Genomic DNA, 18,750 nt, shown 5'->3' with positions numbered 1-18,750 from the left:
CGCTTACCACGATCCGTTAAACGTTTTAGCTTTGCGCCAAAACGCCCATTTGGAACGGCGGCCGATTTCCAGCGTGCCTCCGTTTTCGCCGTCTGTAGCAATGCAAACGGTTTTCAGACGGCCTGATGCGAGTGCGTCCCATAAAGGCGTAAACCAACGGGTTTCCCAGCTTTCCAAAATATCTTTGTATGCCCAAACATCGCCTGTCTGTAAGGTGGAAACCAAGTCGTCCAAAAAGATAAGGCCGTCTGAAACCGTGTTGCCTGTTTCTTGAATCATTTCAAACCAAGCCTTCAAATCATACGGCGCATCGAGTTTGGGCGTATCCGAAAAACGCGCCCATGCGCTGTCTGAAGCGACGATATCCGCAGACTGTGTACCGTCCACGTCATTCCACAGCCACAAACCGTTGATTTCCGGCAATCCTTGTTGTTCACGCGCTTGGTTAATCGGATGCGTGTGGAGAAACATTTGGATTTCCGTCTGCATGGCCAACCAAGACACCGCATCCTTGCCGTGCGCCTGACCGTCCATTTCCGGCTGTCCGCACACATCCAAAACACATTCTGCGCCCCAATCTTCAATCTTCGGCATACTGAGCAGCCACATGCTTTCGCAAAGCGGCTCGAATTGCCAATCTTTAGCTTGATAAAACGCCGACAAATCCGCACATAACCGTTGAGCCTCCTCTTTTTGGATGCCGATAAACTCGCCGCTGATAATGTTGACATGGTGCATGCCCATCTGTTGCCAAACCGGAGAGGCAAAAGCGGCTGTGCGTTTTTGGCTTGTGTGGCGTAAACGCTGCACTTGGGTAATGAGGCTGCCGCTCCACAAATGGCGGCCGTAAAATTCAGACGGCCTGAGTGTTTCTTTGCGTAATATGCCGTAACGCAAAAGACGGTTAAAAGCAGGTAAGGCAAGCGCAGGAACGGATTCGTCGGCAAAGCGGTTGAGCGAGGGGAGGGCGAGGGTCAGCTTCATAAGCGCAAATAGATAGAAAAAGCGTTATTTTACGCGACAAATGATGCATTTCGGAACCTTGCCTTTACGCCCTGAAAAAGAGCCGTTCAGACGGCCGGTTTGGAAAAAATGAGCTGTCATGCTAGAATGCGTGGCGTAAATTTCAGAAAAACAGGGTGTAAATCAACACAATAGCCCTGATAATAACGTCAATCTCAAACACGACCTCATTCATTCCGAATGAAAACCTGATTTTCAGATCGGAAAAAAGACTCAAAGTCCTTTATCCCCAAAACTGTTTAAACCAGCAGGCGGTCGCAGCAGGCCGGATGTGCCGGCATTCTGCAAACTTTAAAAAAACAGACCGCCCCATTAAGGATAACGCGTGATTAAAAACAAATATTCCACTCGATTCAAAGCAACCCTCTTAGCGTTTCTGCTGCCGGCTTCAGGCATCATGACCGCATACGCCATTACCGACCCTCAACCAGCACATACCGATTTCAAAGTCGAGCGTATTTCCGAAGAGCTGCCTGCCGTTTATGTGGAAACCAATACCTATCAATCCAGCTATTGGGTGCAAGAAGCCGTCCAAGCCGGCGACTCTTTGGCAGACGTTTTGACGCGCATGGGTGTCAACCAAGAAGACATCAAGCAAATCATGGCGAAAAACAATGCCAACCTCGACATGAAAAACCTGCGGACCAACCAATCCGTCAACATCCGTATCGATTCTTCAGGCCAAGTGACCGACGTTCAATTCTTTACCGATGAAGAATTGGAACGCAACTTGGTCGCTTTGGAAAAAGTCAAAGGCAAATGGCGCATCTCCAATGCCGAAATCGACATGAAAACCATGCCGACCCTGCGTTCCGTGAAAATCCGTACTTCCGCCATCGGTGATATGCTCCGTGCCGAAATCCCTTCCGAAGTGTATATCCAGCTCAAAGAAATCTTTGCCGATTCGTTCAATATGAGCGACTTGGGCGAAGGCGATACCGTGCGTCTTTTGTACAACAGCATGTATTTCCGCGGCCAGCAAATGGCGGTCGGCGATATTTTGGCGGCTGAAGTGGTTAAAGACGGCAAAACCTACCAAGCCTATTATTACAGCCAAGGCAAAGGCGACGAAGAAAGCGGTAGCTACTACGACCAAAACGGTAAGTCCCTGCAACAAAAAGCAGGCTTTAATACCGAGCCTGTTGCATACACGCGCATTTCTTCCCCGTTTGGCTACCGTGTCCACCCGGTCCTGCATACCGTCCGTATGCACACCGGTATCGACTATGCCGCGCCGACCGGCACCCCGATTAAGGCCGCTGCCGACGGTGAAGTGATTTTCAAAGGTTGGAAAGGCGGCTACGGTAACACCGTGATGATTCGCCATGCCAACGGTGTGGAGACCCTGTACGGCCACATGAGCGCGTTCAGCCCTGCCGACGGCAGAGTCCGTGCCGGCGAAGTGATTGGTTTTGTCGGTACAACCGGCCGTTCGACCGGTCCGCACCTGCATTACGAAGCACGCGTCAACGGTCAGCCGGTCAACCCGACTACCGTCGCCTTGCCGACGCCGAAATTGACCCCAACCAATATGGCCGCATTCCGCAAACAGCAAAAAGATGCCAGCACGATGTTGTCTGCCATCCGTTCTTTGCCGGTTTCCGTAGCGCAGTTGGATTAAATAAGATAAAGGCCGTCTGAATAAGGTTTCTTTCAGACGGCCTTTCCTATTAAAATCGATACCCTCATCAAGCCCACGTTTACTCAGAGAAAACTTATGTCCGCTTATCAGCCCATTATCCAATCCCTGCTTGATACCGACCTGTACAAATTCACCATGCTGCAAGTCGTGTTGCACCAATTCCCGCAAACCCACAGCCTCTACGAATTCCGTTGCCGCAACAAAGAGATGGTATATCCGCTGGCCGATATCCAAGAAGACTTGGAACGCGAACTCGACTCCCTGTGCCAGCTGCGCTTTACCCATGACGAACTCGACTATCTGCGCAGCCTGCGCTTTATCAAAAGCGACTTTGTCGATTATCTCGAACTTTTCCAACTCCAACGCCGCTTCGTCCAAGTCAGCCCTGACGATCAAGGCCGTCTGAATATCCGCATCGAAGGCCCGATGATACAGGCGATGTTCTTCGAGATTTTCATTCTTGCCATCGTCAACGAACTCTATTTCCGCCGCTTGGAAACGCCTGCCGTCATTGAAGAAGGCGAGCGCCGTTTGCAGGCCAAAGCGCAACAGCTGAAAGAAATTGCAGCTACACAAAATCCGAATGATCCGCCGTTCCTTATTTCCGATTTCGGCACGCGCCGCCGCTACACCCTCGCATGGCAGGAACACGTTATCCGCACCTTATTAGAAGCCGCTCCCGATATCGTGCGCGGTACCAGCAACGTTTATCTGGCCAAAAAAATCGGCATCACACCCATCGGCACCATGGCGCACGAGTTCCTCCAAGCCTTCCAAGCCTTGGACGTACGTTTGCGCAATTTCCAAAAAGCCGCGCTGGAAAGCTGGGTACACGAATACCGCGGCGACCTCGGCATTGCCCTGACCGACGTAGTCGGCATGGATGCCTTCTTGCGTGACTTCGATCTTTACTTCGCCAAACTCTTCGACGGCCTGCGCCACGACAGCGGCGATCCTTATGTTTGGGGCGACAAAGCCTACGAACATTACAAAAAACTCAAAATCGACAGCCGCACCAAAATGCTGACCTTTTCAGACGGCCTTGATATTGAGCGTTCATGGGCGTTGCACCAATACTTCAAAGACCGTTTCAAAACCAGTTTCGGTATCGGTACCAACCTGACCAACGACTTGGGACACACGCCTTTGAACATTGTCTTGAAGCTTGTCGAGTGTAACGGCCAATCCGTTGCCAAGCTCTCCGACTCCCCGGGCAAAACCATGACCACCAACAACACCTTCCTCGCTTACCTGCGTCAAGTGTTTGATGTACCGGAGCCGGAAGAGAAAGCCTAAAAACAAAGGCCGTCTGAAATATTCAGACGGCCTTTTTAATTAATCCATATCGCTTTCGGGTAATTCTGCCGAACCCATGCGGCGCAGGATGATATTGGTTTTGTTGTGCATCCGTTTGCTCTTAGGGTGGTCTGCGTAAAACAGCGGAGCCGGAACGCGTGCCGTGAGCTTGGCGGCTTGTTGGCGGGTGAGGGCGGAGGCAGGTTTCTTGTAGAAATACTGGGACGCTGCTTCCGCGCCGAATACGCCGTAGTGCCATTCGATTGAGTTCAGATACAGCTCAAAAATGCGGTCTTTGTCGGTAACTGCTTCCATCATCGCCGTAATCGCCGCTTCTTCGCCTTTACGGATATAGCTGCGGCTTTCGTTGAGAAACAGGTTTTTCGCCAGTTGCTGGCTGATGGTCGAACCGCCGGCTTTGACTTCGCCGCTTTGCTTATTGCGTTTCATGGCGTATTTGATGCCGTTCCAGTCAAAGCCGCTGTGTTCGGCAAAGTTGGCGTCTTCGGAAGCAATCAGGGCTTTTTTGAGGTTGACTGAGATTTGGTCGTAAGGCACCCAGCGGTAATCCAGCTCGACATCGCGGCCTTCTTTTGCAAACTGGCTCATGCGCATGGACATGAAGGCGGTTTTGCTGGGCGCGACGGCGCGGTAGATAATGATGTTGCCGTACACATAAGCGTTGAAGAAAATGAAGATACCGATGGGCAGGGCAATCAGCCATTTGATGATGCGGAACATGGTTACAGGGCTTTCATGTATTCGATAACAGGGCGGATATCGGGCGTAAATCCGCGCCAAATATGGTAGGAGGCGGCAGCCTGACCGACCAGCATACCCAGGCCGTCTGAAACTTCGGCCGCGCCGTTGCTTTGGGCAAAGTTCAAAAACGCCTGCGCCGCTTCGCCGTAAACCATATCGTAGGCAAGGCGGCAGTTGCGGAAAATTTCAGGGCTGACGGCAGGAAGCTGACCGCTCAAACCGCCGGACGTGCCGTTGATGATGATATCAAAACTGCCGTTCAAATCCTCTATCGGGACGGCTTCAATGTCGAAAAGCTGTGCTAATTCCTCGGCTTTGGCATGAGTACGGTTGGCAATGACGATACGGGCAGGGCGGTGTTCTTTCAAAACCGGAATCACGCCGCGCACCGCGCCGCCCGCGCCCAAAAGCAAAATGGTTTTGCCCTCGATGGCAATATTTTTAACCTGCGTGATGTCGTTGGCCAAACCGATACCGTCGGTGTTGTCGCCGCGTATTCTGCCGTCTTCCAACCACACCAGCGTATTGACCGCGCCGGCAGCCAAAGCGCGTTCGGAATGTTCGTCCGCCAGTGCAAAAGCTTCCTGCTTGAACGGAACGGTTACATTCGCACCTTGCCCACCCTCGGCGCGAAACGCCGCAACAGCCTCGGCAAAGCCGCTGATTTCGGCACAAATGCGCTCATATTCAATGGCTGCGCCTTCTTGCAGCGCAAACTGCTGATGGATTTGCGGCGATTTACTGTGTGCAACGGGATTGCCGAAAACGGCGTAACGGGGGAGGGTAGTCATGGTCGTGTTCCAAAAATAGGACAGCTATTTTATAACGGCGGCGTACAGATGGAAACGATGCCGTCTGAAACGGTTGTCAGGTAGCATGATGGAATATTTGTTTCTTGAAAAAAAGTCATTTCTTTTTTACAATTTAACTTTATTTTTTACAATTTAACTTTATTTTGTTGACAAGGACGAAAGGGGCAGACATGAAAAAGATGTTGTGCTTAGCAGTATTTGCATTAGGGTTGGCAATGCCGGCGGTGGCGGCGGATTGGGTGTTGGTAAGTATTGACAGTAATGACGCTTTTGCTATCTTTGGTGATGCAGACAGCCGTACGGACGATAGAGCATGGTTTGAAACAAGGTATACCAAGCCGAAAAAGACTGGCGATGGAAAATTTTATAATACAACTAAAAGGTTGGAAGAAATGGATTGCAGTGGTAAACGTTCTAGGATTTTGACGATAACGTTGTATTCCAAATCGGGAAACTCTATCGGCTCTGAGACAGCATCCTATGCCGAATGGAGTTATGTTATTCCCGGTACGGTTGGAGAGAGTATGTACAAATTTGTCTGCAACGGCTATCCTCGCTGACCGTTTTTAAACCAAAAACAGATGCCGTCTGAACTGCTTTCAGACGGCATCTGTTTTGTCGGCATTCGGACAAAAGGGCGGGCATTCTGCTTTGGAACAGACAAACCGAAGCATATTGTTGACAATCTTGCCGTCTGAAACTATATTTCATTGCGTAAAAACGGGTGCCCTGATGTATTTCAGACGGCCTTACCGTGGTAGAATAACAACTTAAACCTATTCCCTCAGGAGCTGAAGATGTCCATCAAAGACGCTGTAAAACTGATTGAAGAAAGCGAAGCCCGCTTCGTAGATTTGCGCTTTACCGATACCAAAGGCAAGCAGCACCACTTTACCATCCCCACCCGCATCGTCCTCGACGATCCCGAAGAATGGTTCGAAAACGGTCAAGCGTTTGACGGTTCGTCCATCGGCGGTTGGAAAGGTATTCAGGCTTCCGATATGCAGTTGCGTCCCGATGCGTCTACAGCCTTCATTGATCCTTTCTATGACGATACCACCGTTGTCTTTACCTGCGACGTTATCGATCCGGCCGACGGCCAAGGCTATGACCGCGACCCCCGCTCTATCGCACGCCGCGCCGAAGCCTATTTGAAATCTTCCGGTATCGGCGACACTGCCTATTTCGGTCCAGAGCCTGAATTCTTCGTTTTTGACGGCGTAGAATTTGAAACCGACATGCACAAAACCCGTTACGAAATCACTTCCGAAAGCGGCGCATGGTCAAGCGGCCTGCACATGGACGGTCAAAATACCGGCCACCGTCCGACCGTCAAAGGCGGTTACGCACCTGTTGCACCGATTGACTGTGGCCAAGACCTGCGTTCTGCCATGGTCAATGTTTTGGAAGAACTCGGCATCGAAGTGGAAGTGCATCACGCCGAAGTTGGCACCGGCAGCCAAATGGAAATCGGCACGCGCTTCGCCACCTTGGTTAAACGCGCCGACCAAACCCAAGACATGAAATACGTCATCCAAAACGTTGCCCACAACTTCGGCAAAACCGCCACCTTCATGCCCAAACCCATCATGGGCGACAACGGCAGCGGTATGCACGTTCACCAATCCATTTGGAAAGACGGTCAAAACCTGTTCTCAGGCGACGGCTATGCCGGTTTGTCCGATACCGCCCTTTATTACATCGGCGGCATCATCAAACACGCCAAAGCCCTGAACGCGATTACCAATCCGTCCACCAACTCCTACAAACGCCTCGTGCCGCACTTTGAAGCGCCGACCAAGCTGGCATACTCCGCCAAAAACCGTTCCGCTTCCATCCGCATTCCGTCTGTGAACAGCAGCAAAGCACGCCGTATCGAAGCGCGTTTCCCTGATCCGACCGCCAACCCATACTTGGCATTTGCCGCCCTGCTGATGGCCGGTTTGGACGGTATTCAAAACAAAATCCATCCGGGCGACCCAGCCGATAAAAACCTGTACGACCTGCCTCCGGAAGAAGATGCATTGGTGCCAACCGTTTGCGCTTCTTTGGAAGAAGCACTGGCAGCCCTCAAAGCCGACCACGAATTCCTCCTGCGCGGCGGTGTGTTCAGCAAAGACTGGATCGACAGCTACATCGCCTTCAAAGAAGAAGATGTCCGCCGTATCCGTATGGCACCTCATCCGCTGGAATTTGAAATGTATTACAGCCTGTAAAACAGCAAAGGCATTTTAAATAGGAAATCAAAGGCCGTCTGAAACTGGATTTGAAGTTTCAGACGGCCTTTGGGCTTGAAATAGATAGGGCGATTGAATTAGGTATGATAGCGAGCAGCAATGAATCATGCCGTTTGAAGCCTTTATGGAATCGTTGCCTTGTGTTAAATTGTACTAACGGAATCATTTAATCAAAAAGGTTGGGCAAAATGAATAAGATAATTGGTTTGGCCATTGCTGCGGTATTTGGTTTGAGCGCGTGCAGTAATTTAGATCACAAAACCGCACACGAGGTAATGTCGATTTCCAATGACCGTATTTTAAAAGAAGATCGCAGCTTTAACATCACAGGCAGCTCTCGAATATATATCAGCCCATTGGCTGAAGCTGTATTGGCTGATGAAAAGGTGGAAAAGAAAGCCGAAGAGAAAGCAAAGGATGCCAAAGTCAAAGAGGGGGAGGCGGCAGCCTCTATGAAGGTTGCTCAAGAAGACGACGCTGCTTTGGAGCAGGAGTTTTCTGAACGAGAAGAGGCTGAGTTCCGCAATGCAATGCTTGATGCCTTGCCGGACGGCAATATCGCACAAGTTGCCGTTGATTATCTGGATAAATATCCTGCCATATCCAGTTACATGGAAGGGGTTCATCTGAATTATGAGTCGGCAGTTGATTTGTCAACGCGTCAATTTGAGATGATTCCTGAATTGGTCATCAACAACCACAATGAAAAACTTAGTATCAAACTTCCTATGAAGTTAGATGCGGAAAAATGGGAAATTTATGTTGATCTGCCTGCCAGCGTGTCTGCCATTGTTAATGTGTACACTGATGAGAAAATCGGCAAACGTTTGATTAAAGAACCTTTAAAAGTGAGTTTGAAAGAAATCGGTGATTCGAAACACATGCCTTTTGATCATATTGCAGAGGCGGGAGTACGTGCTTTTTTGAGTGCCAATAAGGCTATGCCTGCCGATGCATATGTATTTAAAGAAATGGATGCCTTTGGTAAGGCAAACCATGCACGCTATCGTGTACGTCATGTCATGAAACCGGAGTATGATTCTGTCGTAATGAAGGCAATGGCTAAGGCTTTTGATGAAGAATTGTCGAAATTACAGAAAACGCCTCAACCAGGGTCAACAGAAGAAGATTATAAAAATGCGCGGGAATTTTTCAGTATGTCTGTCAACATAAGTGATAACCAGCCACTTAGCTTCCAGCGGATATTCGGTAACAATCTTGTTGTCGACTATTATCTCGACCGCAAAGGCCGCATGTTGGCTTCCCGCATGTATATGCAAATCAACGGCACACATAAGGCCATTAATATTATCGGCGACAGTGTGTACAGCAATTACGGCAAACCAGTCTTCAAATTGAATCCGCAAGGTAAGGGCATTACTTGGAAAGAGCTGAAAGAGTTTTTCAGTTCGAATAAAAAAGAAGACGATTAAAGCCTCAGGCCGTCTGAAAGGATATTTTCTGTTTTCAGACGGCATGTTTGATAAGGAAAACCATGTTTGCAAATTTTGATTTAGGCGTATTTCTGCTGGCAGTATTGCCCGTGTTGTTGGCCATTACCGTGCGCGAAGTGGCACGCGGTTATACGGCGCGGTATTGGGGTGACCATACCGGCGAGCAGTTTGGGCGTTTGACCCTCAATCCGCTGCCGCATATCGATCCTGTCGGTACGATTGTCGTGCCGCTGGTGTGTCTGATGATAGGCAGTTTTCTGTTCGGCTGGGCGCGTCCTATGCCCATCGATTCGCGCAATTTCCGCGATCCGCGCCGTGCGTGGCGTTGGGTGTCGATTTCAGGTCCGATTGCCAATCTGATTTTGGCATTCTTCTGGGGCTTTGTCGTCGTATTTTCCGCGTATGTGCCTGAGTCTTATCAAGCGCCGTTGGTGCAGATGGCCGGTTACGGCGTGATGGTAAACTCGATTTGGGTCGCATTCAGCCTGATTCCGATTTTACCTTGGGACGGCGGTATTTTTATCGATACCTTCCTTAACGCCAAACAGTCCATGCAGTTCCGTAAAATTGAGCCATACGGCACATGGATTATCCTGATCCTGTTGTTTACCGGCCTGCTGGCCAAACTAATTTGGCCGATTATCGCCATGATTCAGGCCGCAGTGCAGATGGTTGTTATGCTGTTTATTTAAATATTGTGGCTGAAAAGGCCGTCTGAAACTCAGTTCCAGACGGCCTTTTTCATTGTGCAACATGTAAATACGATTGGAAAAGTTGCTTAAAAATTGTACAATTTCAGCCCTTTCAATTTGGCGCACACATCATGCACATCGGTGGCTATTTCATTGACAACCCCATCGCACTTGCCCCCATGGCAGGCATTACGGACAAACCGTTCCGCCGGATTTGCCGCGAGTTTGGCGCAGGGTGGGCGGTATGCGAAATGCTGACTAGCGATCCAACGCTGAGACATACCAAAAAGACCTTGCGCCGTAGCGATTTTGAAGGCGAGGGCGGAATTGTAGCCGTGCAGATTGCCGGCAGCGATCCGCAGCAGATGGCGGAAGCCGCGCGGTATAACGTCGGCTTGGGTGCGCAGGTCATTGATATAAACATGGGCTGTCCGGCCAAAAAAGTCTGCAATGTGCAGGCAGGCAGCGCATTAATGCAAAACGAGCCTTTGGTTGCCGAAATCTTGGAAGCCGTTGTCAACGCGGTGGACGTACCCGTTACCCTCAAAACCCGTTTGGGCTGGCACGACGAACATCAAAACTTGCCGACCATCGCCAAAATTGCCGAAGAATCAGGCATTGTAGCCCTTGCCATCCACGGCCGCACCCGTACGCAGATGTACAAAGGCGAAGCGCGTTACGAACTGATTGCCGAAACCAAAGGCCGTCTGAGCATCCCCGTTTGGGTCAATGGCGATATCACTTCGCCGCAAAAAGCCGCCTCCGTCCTCAAGCAAACCGCCGCCGACGGCATCATGATAGGGCGCGGCGCACAAGGCAGGCCGTGGCTTTTCCGTGATTTAAAACATTACGCCGAACACGGCGTTTTGCCGCCGGCCTTGAGCTTGGCAGAATGCAACGCCACCATTTTGAACCACATCCGCGCCATGCATGAATTTTATGGCGAAATTGCCGGCGTGCGCATCGCCCGCAAACACATCGGCTGGTATATCGATGAAATGCCCGACGGCGAACAAACATGCCGGGAAATCAACCGCTTGGATAGCGCCGCGGCACAATACGACACCCTTGCCGCCTATCTTGAGACGCTTTTAGAGAAAACCGACCGTTGGGTATGCCATTATCGGAAAGGCTGAAGGGTTTCAGACGGCCTCATCATTTAAAAACAAATCCAAAGAAAGACATGACGATGAATCAAACAACGACTGACATTGCGCAATGTATTGAACAAAACTTACGACAATACTTCAAAGACTTGGATGGTACGGAACCTTGCGGCGTGTACGATATGGTGTTGCACCAAGTCGAAAAGCCGATGCTGATTTGCGTGATGGAACAATGCGGCGGCAACCAATCTAAAGCGGCGGCCATTTTGGGGTTAAACCGCAATACCTTGCGTAAAAAGCTGCAGCAGCATGGTTTGTTGTAATAGGGAGGATAGGACGGACATTTCTGCCTGCCTATAATGAAAGAACCGGCCATGTCATTTATCCATTAGTTAGATATTTTTGGATTTGCTGACACAATCAAAATAAAAACAGCTTGAAAAGGCTTCAGGCCGTCTGAAAACCAGAGAAGAAACGATTAATTTTTTTACCATGAGTTGAACCATGCTTTACCAAATACTCGCATTGTTAATCTGGGGCAGCTCGTTTATCGCTGCCAAGTATTCCTACGAGATGCTCGACCCGACGCTGATGGTTGAGGCGCGGCTGTTGATTGCCGCGTTGATGGTGCTGCCGTCGTGCCGCCGTCATTTGGGTAGGATTCCGCGGAGCGAGTGGAAGCCGTTGTTGTGGATTTCCTTTGTAAACTACGTTGTCGTTTTGATGCTCCAGTTTATCGGTTTGAAATATACATCCGCTGCCAGCGCGATTACCATGGTGGGGTTGGAGCCTTTGCTGGTGGTCTTTGTTGGTCATTTCTTCTTCAACGACAAAGCCAAACTTTACCACTGGATTTGCGGCGCGGTGGCGTTTGCAGGCGTGGGCATGATGGTAATGGGCGGTGCAGAAGAGGGCGGTACGATTGACTGGTTCGGCTATCTGTTGATTTTGCTTGCGGGATTGGGTTTTGCAGGCGTGATACGTCCGAGCCAGCAGATGATTGCCCGTATCGGTGCGCCCGCATTTACCGCAGCTTCCATGGCCGTGGCGGCGGTGTTGTGCCTGCCGTTTTCGCTGGTGTTGGCAGACAGCTATCAAATCAACTGGTCATGGGGCGGTACGCTGTCGATTTTGTATATGGGGATCGGTTGCAGCTGGCTTGCCTATCTGTTGTGGAACAAAGGCATGAACACAGTCCCTGCCAACGTCTCCGGTCTGCTGATTTCGCTTGAGCCAGTCATCGGCGTTATCATGGCGGTGTTAATTTTGGGTGAACATTTAAGTGCGATGTCTGCGATGGGCATTACCGTCGTTATTGCGTCCACTTTTGTCGCCGGTATGTTGGCGCGTGTCAGCAGCAAACACAAAAAGGCCGTCTGAAAACAGTTTCAGACGGCCTGAAGTAAGCAGTATCTTTTTTCAATAAGACATTTTGGGAAAATTTCTATGAAACGCATCATCTCCCTGCTTTTGCTTGCCTGCCCTATTTTGGCGTCGGCTGCACCCGATAACGACAAAGCCGCCGTACAGGCCGTCATTGCCAAGTATTACAACCGACCGCTTGCCGCGCACAAATGCCAGCTCGCCAAGCCGCCGAAAGACAGTGAGACAGCATCTGACAATATTATGTATTGCATGAAACCCGTTGCCGATCATACCGTAACACGCAACGGTAAAGCCACGCGCTATGTGTTGTACACAGGTTTTGCCTACGATATGCAACAAAAAGTAAAACAGGACGCGCATGCTTCTTCGGGCCTGGCGGAATTGTTTGTTTTGGAAAAAGCAGACGGAAAGTGGGCAATCAAACAACATGGAAGCGATGAAATTGGCGCATGGGGGGATGTGCCGGAGAATAAGGATTGGCGGTTTGTCCAGATGGGTGAGCAAAACTGGGGCTACACTGTCGAATCAGGTTATACAGGTCAGGGTGAAACGACAACCGGAGAAAATTTCCTGTTTACCGATAATAGCAACCGTGTCCGTAAAAGCTTAATTATCAACGGTAACGATAACGGCGCATATTACGGCAATTGCGATGAATATAAAGGGCGCGAAAAACGAAACTGCAAAGACAGGTATACCAGCCTGGAAGCCAAAATCGCTTTTGACAAAAGCCGTCCTGCCGTATCCGGCGTATGGGCGTTGGCTGCAAAACTCAGCGGCGTATCAGGAAAGAAAAATTATAAAAATCAGAAATATATTTTCCCTTATAACGGCGAAACCCACGTCACCCCCAAAAACTATCCCTTAGGCGGATAATAGTTCCCTTAAAACGCTTTTATCAAACCATTACTACCTCAAGCCAAATCCCGTGAAAGAAACGCATAAACTTTGGGCCGCCCTCATCATTACCGGCATTATCGGCGGCATGGTCGGCATTGTATTAACCGAAATCATGCATACGATTCAACATCTTGCTTATGGTTATGGTTCAGACGGCCTATACATTTCTTTCAGGGAGGGCGTATCGCAGGCAAGTCCTGCGCGGCGTATCGGCGTGATGGTTTTTTGTGGCGCGGTGGTCGGCTTGGGGTGGTGGTTGCTCAAACGCCACGGCAGGCCGCAACCGAGTATCAAAGCCGTGGTTAAAAATCCGCTTGCCGGTTTTCCGTTTTTTGAAACCGTCAGCCATGCCCTGTTGCAAATCATTACCGTCGGGCTTGGCTCGCCGCTCGGCCGCGAAGTTGCGCCGCGCGAAATGACCGCCGCTTTTGCTTCAGTAGGCGTCAACCGTTTCGGGTTGAGCGAAGACGACGCAAGGCTGGTCATTGCTTGCGCCTCGGGTGCAGGTTTGGCGGCTGTGTATAACGTGCCGTTTGCCTCCACACTTTTCATCCTCGAAGTCATGCTGGGCTTGTGGACGCAGCAAGCCGTCGCCGCCGCATTGCTGACTTCAGTCATCGCCACCGCCGTCGCACGCATCGGCTTGGGCGACGTACAGCAATATCATCCTGCCAACCTTTCCATCAACACATCATTACTTTGGTTTTCCTCCATCATCGGCCCAATACTGGGCGCAACCGCCGTCTTTTTCCAGCGTACCGCCCAAAAGTTCCCCCTCATTAAACGCGACAATGTCAAAATCATTCCCTTGGCCGTCTGTATGTTTGCACTCATCGGCGTAATTTCCATTTGGTTTCCCGAAATTTTGGGCAATGGCAAAGCAGGCAATCAACTGACCTTTGGCGGATTGACCGACTGGCAACACAGCCTTGAGCTGACCGCCGTCAAATGGTTGGTCGTCTTAATGGCGCTTGCCGTCGGCGCATACGGCGGCCTGATTACCCCGTCCATGATGCTCGGCAGTACCATCGCCTTTGCCTCCGCAGCCGTGTGGAACAGTTTTTTCCCAGAAATGTCGTCCGAAAGCGCGGCTGTTGTCGGCGCCGCCGTTTTCCTCGGCGTTTCCCTCAAAATGCCCCTGACAGCCATAGCCTTTATTTTGGAGCTAACCTACGCCCCCGTTGCCTTACTCATGCCATTATGCACAGGCATGGCAGGCGCAGTATGGGTAGCAAAGAAAATGGGATTTAAATAGGCAAAAGCAAAAGGCCGTCTGAAACCAAGTTTCAGACGGCCTTTTACAATAAAATTGTTAACAATATTTGCAAAAACCTACTGCCAAAAATGCGAAACTGGGGGATAATACCGCCCTGAAAATTCATCCCATACTGATTAAACCTTCAACAAAGGAAATCCAAATGTCTTCCATCAAACGCGCCCTGATCAGCCTATCCGACAAGACAGGCGCAGTCGAATTTGCCCAAACCCTGACCAAGCTCGGTGTTGAAATCCTCTCTACCGGCGGTACAGCAAAGCTCTTGGCTGATGCAGGCGTTCCCGTTATCGAAGTTGCCGACTATACCGGCTTCCCCGAAATGCTCGACGGCCGCGTGAAAACGCTGCACCCGAAAATCCACGGCGGTATTTTGGGTCGGCGCGATTTGGGCGAACACGTCGCTAAGATGGAAGAGCACGGTATCGGCAACATCGACCTTGTGTGCGTCAATCTTTATCCCTTCGCCGCCACCATCGCCAAACCAAACTGCACGCTGGAAGACGCGATTGAAAACATCGACATCGGCGGCCCGACCATGGTGCGCTCCGCCGCGAAAAACTGGAAACACGTCGCCATCGTTACCGACACCGCCGACTTCCCCGCCATCGCCGCCGAAATGGAAGCCAACGGTGGCGCGTTGAGCGACAAAACCCGCTTCAACCTGTCGCGCAAAGCGTTCAGCCACACCGCCCAATACGACGGCATGATTTCCAACTATCTAACCTCACTTTCAGACGACGTCTTGAGCGGCACGCCCCAAATCGGCGAGTTCCCCAGCCAGTTCAACCAAAGCTGGATTAAAGTACAAGACATGCGCTACGGCGAAAACCCGCACCAACGCGCCGCGTTCTACCGCGATGTGTACCCCGCCGCAGGCAGCCTCGCCGCCTACAAACAACTGCAAGGCAAAGAATTGTCGTACAACAACATCGCCGATGCCGATGCTGCCTGGGAAGCCGTCAAATCCTTTGACGCGCCAGCCTGCGTGATCGTGAAACACGCCAATCCGTGCGGCGTCGCCGTTGCAGCCGATACATTGACCGCCTACCAACTCGCCTACGCCACCGACACCACCAGCGCGTTCGGCGGCATCATCGCCTTCAACCGCGAAGTGGACGGCGAAACCGTCAAACAAATTACCGACAACCAGTTTATGGAAGTCCTGATGGCGCCGAAGTTTACCGCCGAAGCCCTCGAAATCGCTGTCACCAAGAAAAACGTGCGCGTATTGGAAGTGCCTCTTGAAGCAGGCGCGAACCGCTTCGAACTCAAACGCGTCGGCGGCGGACTGTTGGTACAAACGCCCGACATCCACCGCATCAGCCGCGCCGATTTGAAAGTCGTCTCCAAACGCCAACCGACCGAGCAGGAGTGGAACGATTTGCTGTTCGTCTGGAACGTCGCCAAATACGTCAAATCCAACGCCATCGTCTTCGGCAAAGGAGGTCAAACCTACGGCATCGGCGCAGGCCAAATGAGCCGTGTGGACAGCACCCGCATCGCCGCCCGCAAAGCGCAGGACGCAGGTTTGGACTTAAACGGCGCATGCGCTGCCTCTGATGCCTTCTTCCCATTCCGCGATGGCGTGGACGTCATTGCCGAGCAGGGCATCAAAGCCATCATCCATCCGGCAGGCTCCATGCGCGACCAAGAAGTCTTTGACGCAGCGGACGAACACGGCATCGCCATGGTCGTAACCGGCATCCGCCATTTCCGCCACTAATAAGCTGATATAAAATAAAGGCCGTCTGAAAACAAAGTTTCAATATCATGAAACCCGTTTTCAGACGGCCTTCTTCAATCATCAAACAATTTAGCGGACTAACTGCAAATCAGGACAAAGCAACCAAGCCCCAGCCAGCCCGATAAATAAGGCAATACAACGCCACACAAGCCTAAAACCAACCCACTCAGAGAAAAAACATGAAACACATCCTCCTCATCCTTACCCTCGCCACACTCACAGCCTGCGCCTCCAGCCATACCGGTGGCTACGGCTATGCCGGCAACAACGGCGCTTCCGCAGGCGTGACCCAAACATTCCGTTGGTAAGGCCGCCTGAAAACAACACAGTTTTCTACAATAGAGAACAAACAAATCCTAAACGTAAAGGCAAGTTTTACACTTGCCTTTTTAATCTTATCTATCGGCTCAATAGCGCATAAATTCGTATCATTTATTCACCATTTATATGTTAGAAAACGTTAAAGGCCGTCTGAAAACAGGCTATGCAAAGCTTTTACACGTTTTAAACCAACTTTCAATACAAAATTCATTAATTATCTAAATAAAAGCCGACATCCAAATCTATCACTAAAATATCCTATTCGTATAATATTTAATAATTATTTCTGTTTAAAAATATTAAGTGAAATCATATTGTTATAAAAGCGTTTAAAAAGCAACAAGTAAATCTAACCGGCATGACCGTTGAAGTCGAAAAAATAACACTTTATCGGAAGAGTCAATTTACGAAACCAAAAGCATATAAAATTTGAGTCAGGATTCCGAATGCATTGAAAGAAGCTAACAAAAAGTGACTTGTTAAGAAACAGGCTGACAAAAAAAACGGCACATCGTTTCCCAAACTTCACAAGCTTCCCAAAATGTATCAGCATAAAATCCCATAAAACAGGCTTTTAGCTGTTATTCGGCCGAATGGAGACTTTGGGCACGGGAATTGCATACGAGAGATTACGACGTAAAACCGCATAAAGGGGAGACTCTGAAGTGCGGCATATATATGGACAAGCAGTTTATGGTCGAGCAACACGTCCCAAAAGAAATCAAACCCCTTACAGGAAAATCGATATGAATAAAGTCTTTAAAGTTATTTGGAACCACTCGACCCAGACATGGACTGCGGTTTCTGAAATCAGCCATGCACACGGCAAAAAATCCGCTTCCGACAAGCGTAAAGCCGTAGCTGCTGTAGTTGCAGTGGCAGGTGCCTTAATGGCTTCTAGTGCTGCTCAAGCAGGGGTGGTGGTATTGGGTGGTAGTAGCGCGACCGGCCAAGATTCTGTTGCTATTTCAACCGAAGCTACCGCAACAGGTACAAATGCAGTTGCGGTTGGAGCGGCCTCAAAAGCAACCGGTACAGCCTCTTTTGCCGGTGGTGCATCAGCTAATGCTGCTGGTGTAAGCTCTGTTGCGGTCGGTGGTTCTATGACTGCGGCTGAAGCTGCTCAAGCAGTTGGTAATAACTCTATTGCAGTAGGTTTTAAATCAAGTGCTTCTCAAACTGCTGACATTGCAGTAGGTTATAACGCTAAAGCTAATGGTACTTCTACTGGTTCTGATGGCGACGGCGTAGTAAATAATGCCGGTTCTGCAATGGCGATTGGTACCGACTCTCAAGCAACCGGTATCGTAGCAACTGCCATCGGTCAACGTTCTCAAGCCCTGGCAAACGGCGCGGTAGCATTGGGTGGCGACGCTCAAGCCAAACAAGGTTCTGACGTAGCAATCGGTCGCGGTTCTGTAGCCGACGGTATTTCTGCTTCTGCATTCGGTCCTGCTGCTCAAGCAACTGGTAAATACGCAGTGGCTTTGGGCGTACAAAGCCAAGCTACTTCAGAACAAGCCATCGCATTGGGTCGCCTCTCTCAAGCTAACGGCAAGTTTGCAACTGCTCTGGGTAACGGTGCTCAAGCAACAGCCCAAAACACTCTGGCTTTGGGTACAGAAGCTAAATCTACTATCGAAAACAGCGTAGCCCTGGGTAACGGTTCTACAACCAGCGCATTCGTACCTACTAACACTGCTACTGTTGGCAGCTACACTTACAGCGGCTTCGCAGGCGCAACCAGCGGCTTGGGCAACGGCGCAGTATTGTCTGTAGGTTCTGCAGGTAACGAACGTCAAATCCAAAACGTTGCCGCAGGTCGTATCAATGCAACTTCTACCGATGCAATCAACGGCTCTCAATTGTTTGCCGTAGCAAACCGCATCGAAAACCTGAATCCGTTTGTATTCTCAGGCCACAATGGCAGCGGTAGCTCACCTGCTGAAGGCACATTCAAATACAACCCAAATTCAGCAAGCAACCCTCTGAAACTGATCGCCGGTGAAGGTCTGAAAATGACTTCAAACGGCACTAACGAATACACCCTGAGCGTAATCGGTGGTGGCGCTACCGGCGCTACCGGCGCAACTGGTGCT

At 50.3% G+C, this 18,750-nt stretch carries 17 protein-coding genes; 14 read left to right on the top strand and 3 right to left on the bottom strand.

The window, feature by feature from the left end; translation table 11 throughout:
• Nucleotides 1–3: 3 nt before the first annotated feature.
• Nucleotides 4–984, bottom strand: coding sequence for a hypothetical protein (locus HMPREF3052_RS02845; protein ID WP_070748395.1), 981 nt, complete (start codon nucleotides 982–984; stop codon nucleotides 4–6).
• A 364-nt stretch (nucleotides 985–1,348) separates the two neighbouring features.
• Between HMPREF3052_RS02845 and HMPREF3052_RS02840 the strand changes: the two genes are divergently transcribed.
• A complete protein-coding gene (locus HMPREF3052_RS02840; RefSeq protein ID WP_070748393.1) occupies nucleotides 1,349–2,644 on the top strand; it encodes a M23 family metallopeptidase in 1,296 nt (431 codons plus the stop codon).
• A 96-nt stretch (nucleotides 2,645–2,740) separates the two neighbouring features.
• Nucleotides 2,741–3,961: a nicotinate phosphoribosyltransferase gene (gene pncB / locus HMPREF3052_RS02835; RefSeq protein ID WP_049328867.1), complete on the top strand. Its 1,221-nt coding sequence runs from the start codon at nucleotides 2,741–2,743 to the stop codon at nucleotides 3,959–3,961.
• Between the two features lie 39 nt (nucleotides 3,962–4,000).
• Here the strand turns inward: pncB and mtgA are convergent, their stop codons facing one another.
• Together mtgA and aroE are read right to left on the bottom strand one after the other, a co-directional pair.
• Nucleotides 4,001–4,702: a monofunctional biosynthetic peptidoglycan transglycosylase gene (gene mtgA, locus HMPREF3052_RS02830; RefSeq protein ID WP_070748391.1), complete on the bottom strand. Its 702-nt coding sequence runs from the start codon at nucleotides 4,700–4,702 to the stop codon at nucleotides 4,001–4,003.
• Nucleotides 4,703–4,704: 2 nt separating this feature from the next.
• Nucleotides 4,705–5,514, bottom strand: coding sequence for a shikimate dehydrogenase (aroE, locus tag HMPREF3052_RS02825; protein ID WP_070748389.1), 810 nt, complete (start codon nucleotides 5,512–5,514; stop codon nucleotides 4,705–4,707).
• 191 nt (nucleotides 5,515–5,705) lie between these two features.
• On the opposite strand from aroE, the gene HMPREF3052_RS02820 reads away from it, so the two are divergent.
• From HMPREF3052_RS02820 to HMPREF3052_RS02770, 12 genes are all read left to right on the top strand, one after another.
• The gene (locus HMPREF3052_RS02820) at nucleotides 5,706–6,095 is read left to right on the top strand and encodes a surface-adhesin E family protein (RefSeq protein WP_070748387.1); all 390 of its coding nucleotides are present in this window, start codon (nucleotides 5,706–5,708) and stop codon (nucleotides 6,093–6,095) included.
• Nucleotides 6,096–6,332: 237 nt separating this feature from the next.
• Nucleotides 6,333–7,751 (top strand): type I glutamate--ammonia ligase, encoded by a 1,419-nt coding sequence (gene glnA / locus HMPREF3052_RS02815; RefSeq protein ID WP_070748385.1) that lies wholly within the window; start codon nucleotides 6,333–6,335, stop codon nucleotides 7,749–7,751.
• 209 nt (nucleotides 7,752–7,960) lie between these two features.
• Entirely contained in the window at nucleotides 7,961–9,205 is a 1,245-nt protein-coding gene (locus tag HMPREF3052_RS02810; RefSeq protein ID WP_070748383.1) for a hypothetical protein, read from the top strand.
• 62 nt (nucleotides 9,206–9,267) lie between these two features.
• Nucleotides 9,268–9,918 (top strand): site-2 protease family protein, encoded by a 651-nt coding sequence (locus HMPREF3052_RS02805; protein WP_049328871.1) that lies wholly within the window; start codon nucleotides 9,268–9,270, stop codon nucleotides 9,916–9,918.
• Nucleotides 9,919–10,049: 131 nt separating this feature from the next.
• Nucleotides 10,050–11,054 (top strand): tRNA dihydrouridine synthase DusB, encoded by a 1,005-nt coding sequence (dusB, locus tag HMPREF3052_RS02800; protein WP_070748381.1) that lies wholly within the window; start codon nucleotides 10,050–10,052, stop codon nucleotides 11,052–11,054.
• 53 nt (nucleotides 11,055–11,107) lie between these two features.
• Complete coding sequence (locus HMPREF3052_RS02795) at nucleotides 11,108–11,347, top strand: Fis family transcriptional regulator (RefSeq protein ID WP_070459344.1); 240 nt, start codon at nucleotides 11,108–11,110, stop codon at nucleotides 11,345–11,347.
• A 181-nt stretch (nucleotides 11,348–11,528) separates the two neighbouring features.
• Nucleotides 11,529–12,404 carry a DMT family transporter gene (locus tag HMPREF3052_RS02790; protein WP_070748379.1) on the top strand — a complete coding sequence of 292 codons (876 nt, stop codon included), beginning with the start codon at nucleotides 11,529–11,531 and terminating at the stop codon, nucleotides 12,402–12,404.
• Between the two features lie 66 nt (nucleotides 12,405–12,470).
• Entirely contained in the window at nucleotides 12,471–13,286 is an 816-nt protein-coding gene (locus tag HMPREF3052_RS02785; protein ID WP_070748376.1) for a hypothetical protein, read from the top strand.
• A gap of 109 nt (nucleotides 13,287–13,395) precedes the next feature.
• A complete protein-coding gene (locus HMPREF3052_RS02780) occupies nucleotides 13,396–14,565 on the top strand; it encodes a chloride channel protein (protein WP_070748475.1) in 1,170 nt (389 codons plus the stop codon).
• 163 nt (nucleotides 14,566–14,728) lie between these two features.
• Complete coding sequence (gene purH / locus HMPREF3052_RS02775; protein WP_070748374.1) at nucleotides 14,729–16,309, top strand: bifunctional phosphoribosylaminoimidazolecarboxamide formyltransferase/IMP cyclohydrolase; 1,581 nt, start codon at nucleotides 14,729–14,731, stop codon at nucleotides 16,307–16,309.
• A gap of 200 nt (nucleotides 16,310–16,509) precedes the next feature.
• Nucleotides 16,510–16,638 (top strand): hypothetical protein, encoded by a 129-nt coding sequence (locus HMPREF3052_RS12000; protein WP_256388401.1) that lies wholly within the window; start codon nucleotides 16,510–16,512, stop codon nucleotides 16,636–16,638.
• Between the two features lie 759 nt (nucleotides 16,639–17,397).
• A partial coding sequence (locus HMPREF3052_RS02770) for an ESPR-type extended signal peptide-containing protein (RefSeq protein WP_283126944.1) occupies nucleotides 17,398–18,750 on the top strand: 1,353 nt, incomplete at its 3' end.

This window comes from Neisseria sp. HMSC056A03 (assembly GCF_001815685.1).
In the GTDB taxonomy this organism is placed as follows: Bacteria; Pseudomonadota; Gammaproteobacteria; order Burkholderiales; family Neisseriaceae; genus Neisseria; species Neisseria subflava.
The sequence above is the reverse complement of the archived record's forward strand: the minus strand, read 5'-3'. Positions and strand labels throughout refer to the sequence as shown.